The 243-nt window shown below is 57.6% G+C and carries 1 pseudogene; it reads right to left on the bottom strand.

The window, feature by feature from the left end:
* A pseudogene (locus SB753_RS40605) lies at positions 1-243 on the bottom strand (PIG-L family deacetylase); the annotation flags it as partial.

The raw sequence follows: 243 nt of genomic DNA, 5'->3' as shown, positions 1-243 counted from the left end.
TCGGCGGGACTCAGCAGGTAACCGCGCTTCGTCAGTTCTTCAATGCGATCGGGAACGGCGTGTTCCATTCGTCGATACGGAATCTCTTCGTAGGCGTGGAGTACCGCGTCGCCCATCCCGGCGATTAACGAAAGACAGGCATCCGATACCAGTGTGTGATCGGAGTGAAAGAGGCCGAGCGGGACCATGACGTTTTCGGGTTGATACGCATGGAGCGTGTGGCGCAGTGCTTCGGCCAATTCA

The organism is Paraburkholderia sp. SIMBA_053, assembly GCF_046534895.1.
Classification (GTDB): Bacteria; Pseudomonadota; Gammaproteobacteria; order Burkholderiales; family Burkholderiaceae; genus Paraburkholderia; species Paraburkholderia caledonica.
This window is presented reverse-complemented; position numbering and strand designations above follow the sequence as displayed.